This is a genomic window from Candidatus Avelusimicrobium faecicola, from assembly GCA_900540405.1.
Lineage (GTDB): Bacteria > Elusimicrobiota > Elusimicrobia > Elusimicrobiales > Elusimicrobiaceae > Avelusimicrobium > Avelusimicrobium faecicola.
In genome coordinates this window covers 1-3,961 of sequence record UQFW01000076.1, presented here as the reverse complement: position 1 = coordinate 3,961, position 3,961 = coordinate 1, and the positions used below count along the sequence as shown (strand labels likewise).

4 protein-coding genes are annotated in these 3,961 nt (G+C 52.7%); all 4 read right to left on the bottom strand.

Going from position 1 to position 3,961, the window contains the following annotated elements; translation table 11 throughout:
- Window positions 1-3: 3 nt before the first annotated feature.
- The 4 genes from queA to ruvA are packed head-to-tail and all read right to left on the bottom strand — an operon-like array spanning window position 4 to window position 3,862.
- Window positions 4-1,041 carry a tRNA preQ1(34) S-adenosylmethionine ribosyltransferase-isomerase QueA gene (queA, locus tag ACQY18_RS06400; protein WP_176777335.1) on the bottom strand — a complete coding sequence of 346 codons (1,038 nt, stop codon included), beginning with the start codon at window positions 1,039-1,041 and terminating at the stop codon, window positions 4-6.
- A gap of 1 nt (window position 1,042) precedes the next feature.
- Window positions 1,043-2,230: a SpoIID/LytB domain-containing protein gene (locus ACQY18_RS06395; protein WP_428039266.1), complete on the bottom strand. Its 1,188-nt coding sequence runs from the start codon at window positions 2,228-2,230 to the stop codon at window positions 1,043-1,045.
- Between the two features lies 1 nt (window position 2,231).
- Window positions 2,232-3,254 carry a Holliday junction branch migration DNA helicase RuvB gene (gene ruvB / locus ACQY18_RS06390; RefSeq protein WP_176777333.1) on the bottom strand — a complete coding sequence of 341 codons (1,023 nt, stop codon included), beginning with the start codon at window positions 3,252-3,254 and terminating at the stop codon, window positions 2,232-2,234.
- Window positions 3,251-3,862: a Holliday junction branch migration protein RuvA gene (gene ruvA, locus ACQY18_RS06385; protein ID WP_428039265.1), complete on the bottom strand. Its 612-nt coding sequence runs from the start codon at window positions 3,860-3,862 to the stop codon at window positions 3,251-3,253. Before ruvA ends, ruvB begins: the two co-directional genes overlap by 4 nt.
- Window positions 3,863-3,961 lie beyond the last annotated feature (99 nt).

Below are 3,961 nucleotides of genomic sequence, written 5' to 3'. Positions count from 1 at the left end.
GCGCTATAAAATCATCATACTGTCCCCAAACGAGTAGAAACGGTATTTCTTTTCCACCGCTTGCAGGTAGGCTTCGTAAATAAAGTCTTCCCCGGCAAATGCGCTGGTCATGCACAGGGGGGTGGAATCCGGGAAGTGAAAGTTAGTAATCAGGCAATCAATGGCCTTGAATTTATACCCGGGATAAATAAACAAATCCGTCCATTTCTTGCCGGCGGATGTGTGGCGGTTTTCGTCCGTAAAACTTTCCAGCGTGCGGGTGCTGGTGGTGCCGACGGAAAAAACCCGCTTTCCTTGGGCGTGGGTGGCATTTACTATCTCGGCCGTTTCGGGCGAAATTTCGCCCAGCTCCGCTAACATGTGGTGCTGTTGCGGCTCCCCGCGCAAAGGCTTAAACGTGCCCCAACCCACATGCAACGTAATGTAAGCGATATTTACGCCTTTATCTTTCAGCTTTTGCAACAGTTCCGGCGTAAAGTGGAAACCCGCCGTCGGCGCGGCAATAGAGCCGTTGTATTTGGCATAAACGGTTTGGTAGCGCTCTTTATCGGTAGCAATACTGGGGGAAAGGCCGCTGTGTTTGCGGGCTTTTTCTATGTATTGCGGCAAGGGCATTAGGCCGTGCGCGTTGCAAAAGGGCATTAGGTCATCCGTATTAAACTCCAAAACGGCCTCGTTATTTTCCGTTTTGCCCAGCACTTTAGCCAGTAAGCCGTCGCCAAAATCCAACGTAATCCCCTCTTTATAATCCCGCGTGAGTACCGCCCAGGTGCGGCTGTTGACCGTCGGGCGTACGAGCAATACTTCCACTTTTCCCCCGGTGGGTTTGTGCGCAAATAATTTGGCGGGGAACACTTTGGTATTGTTAATTACCAACGTATCGCCGGGGTTTAGGTATTCGTGCATATCGCGGAAAATGCGGTGTTCAATGGTGTGCGTATCACGGTGAAGCACCATTTGGCGCGCGGAATCCCGCGGGGTGGCGGGTTGTTTTGCAATAAGCGGGTCTAAATCTAATTTTTTGAAGCGTTCAAATGCCATGTTAATCTTCCTTTAGCGGGGTGAGTTGGGCCCCGGGGTAATATTTTTTCAAAATCTGTTTATAGTTTTTGCCGTCTTTGGCCATGCCGTAGGCGCCGTCTTGGCACATGCCCACGCCGTGCCCACTGCCGCGCCCCTTAAAAAGCACGTCTTTTTTGCGCACGGAAATTTTGTTTATTTTGCAACTTTTTAGCCCGGTGGCGGCGCGGAATTTGCCGCACGCCACATTTTTGGAGCCTTTGGCCGTTTTAACCGTTAAATTGGTGGCGCGGCCGGTGCCTGTTTTGCGGGAAACGGACACCGCTTTTAATTTGCCCGCCAGGCCGATAGAGGCGGCGTACGCTTCCACCTTGGCGCGGGGAACCGTCATCTGCCAGGCATAGTTTTTGGAGTGCTTGTCATAACCGCATTTGGCGCCGGAAAGCGGCTTAATGGCGGCGGAGCCGGGGTTCCAACTGGTGACGCTGTCCGTCGCGCCGCCGCAGTTGCCGTGATAATAGGTGTAAAAAAGTTTATTTTGGTACGTTAAAATTTGGCCTTGGGTGGCCTGCACCGCTTTTTGCACCGACGGATATTTTTTGCCGGAGCCTTTATACATTTGGCTGCGGACGTCGCTATATAAATCAAAATAGCGTTTGCCGGTGGTTTCCATGCTTTTTAGGGTATAGGTGCGGGCGGCTACCGCTTGCGCTTTGAGGGCTTCCGGCGGCCAGGTGTGGCTCATTTCGTACGGTAAAACGCCGATTAAATATTCTTCCAGCGGCGCATATTCCACAACGTGAAAGACGTTGCCGTCCGGCACAATCCGCACGCGCCCCGTAAAAGAATTTCCGTTAAAAGTAAGCGGGCTCCCGGAGGCAGGCTCCAAAATAACGGCTTGCGCGCTTTGCAGGGTTCCGGCTTGAATTTTGCCCGCGCCTAATGCCTGTACCGCAAAACTGCCCGCGTGGGAAAGTTTGAATTTTTGCGTGCGGTCTTGCGTGTAAATATACACCCGCCCTGTATTTTTGAAAGTGGCTTTGCGTTGTTTTTCGGCCAGTAAAACGCGCACAACCGGGCCTTTTTGCGGTTCTTCGGCGGCCGAGCCCAACGCCCCGCCCGCGTGCCTATAACGCATGGACGGCGCGGCACAGGCTCCCGCCAGTAAAGTGCTTGCTACAACAAAGAATAACAACGCGCGGTTTTTCATATTAAAACAGTAAATCGCCCGACGGTTTACGCCCTAAATGCGCATAGGCTTTGGGGGTGGCAATCCGCCCGCGCGGGGTACGCGCAATAAACCCGGCTTTAATTAAATAGGGCTCAATGGCATCCGTCAGCGTGTCAATGGATTCGGAAACGGCAATCGCCAAATTTTCCACCCCCACAGGCCCGCCGGAAAAGCGGTCTATCAGGGCTTCCAAAATGCGTTTATCCACGCTGTCTAACCCCTCGCAATCAATATCCAGGGAATCCATAGCCAGTTTGGCAATATCGTGCGTGATAACGCCTTGCCCTTTCACTTGGGCAAAGTCCCGCGCGCGGCGCAACAGGCGGTTGGCAATACGCGGGGTGCCGCGGGAGCGTTGGGCCAGCTCCGTAAGGCCCGCGCGGTCGGCCGCTATGTTTAACAGGCGGGCGGAGCGGGCCAGAATATCCGTAATTTCGGGGATTTCATAAAACCCCAAATTAAACACAATGCCAAAGCGGTCGCGCAGCGGGCCGGTAAGGAGCCCGGAGCGCGTGGTAGCTCCCACCAACGTAAATTTGGGTACGGCCAGTTTTAAGGTGGTGGAGCCGGCGCCTTTGCCGGTGTTAATAAAAAAGGTAAAGTCTTCCATGGCCGGGTAAAGGGCTTCTTCCACGGCCGGGTTTAGGCGGTGGATTTCGTCAATAAATAAAATATCGCCGTCGGAAAGTTCCGTGGTGAGCATGGCGGCCAAATCCCCGGGGCGGGCCAACACCGGGCCGGACGTCACTTTGATATTAACGCCCATTTCTTTAGCTAAAATATTGGCCAGCGTGGTTTTGCCCAGGCCGGGCGGCGCATAAAAAAGGCAGTGGTCCAGCGCCTCCCCGCGGGAGCGGGCGGCCTCTATAAAAACGCGCAGGTTGGATTTCAGTTTGTCCTGGCCGACGAATTCGTCCAAAGAGCCCGGGCGCAGGGCCGCTTCCAGCCCGCCGGATTCTTCGCTTAATTGTTTTACATCTAAAATATCGTTTTGGTTGCTCATTTTTTCAGTACGCGCAGGGCTTCTTTAATGATGTCTTCCACCTTGCCGTTGGGGTTAATGCCCGCGGTGTGGAGTTTTTCCATGGCGCGGCGGGATTCGGCGGCGGAATAGCCCAGCGCGGTTAAGGCTTCCAATACACCGCTTAAATAGGGGGCTTCGTCCACCACTTTAATTTTGCTTTCGCCTTGCACGGAAACTGCATCCATTTTATCTTTTAAGGAGGCAATTAATTTTTCGGCCGTTTTGGCGGTAAAGCCAAAAATGCCGGTTAAAATTTTAGGGTCGCGCGAGGTGATGGCACGGTGAAAATCGGCCACACTGCGCAGGGCTTTGTTCAAAAATTCCAGGGCTTTTTTGGCCCCTGTATTGGGAATAGACGTTTTGAACAGGAGCCAGAGGGCTTTGTCCTCTTTAGATAAAAAGCCGTATAAAACGGGGCCGTCAAATTGGGAGAAAGACTCCGCTATATATAAGGAAATCTCTTTCCCGGCTTCAATTTCCAACGCGGAAGAATGGGCCAGGTTTACCTCATACCCAATGCCGCCGCATAAAATCAGCACGCTGTCTTCGCGCACTTCCAACACTTCGCCTCTTAAATACCCTATCATAATTCCATTTTAGCATATTGGGGGGAGCGGCGTTGTTTGCAGGGAAAATTATTTCTTTTTGATTTGTGCTTCGCGGGCGGCTTTCAGTTTGGCAAGGAA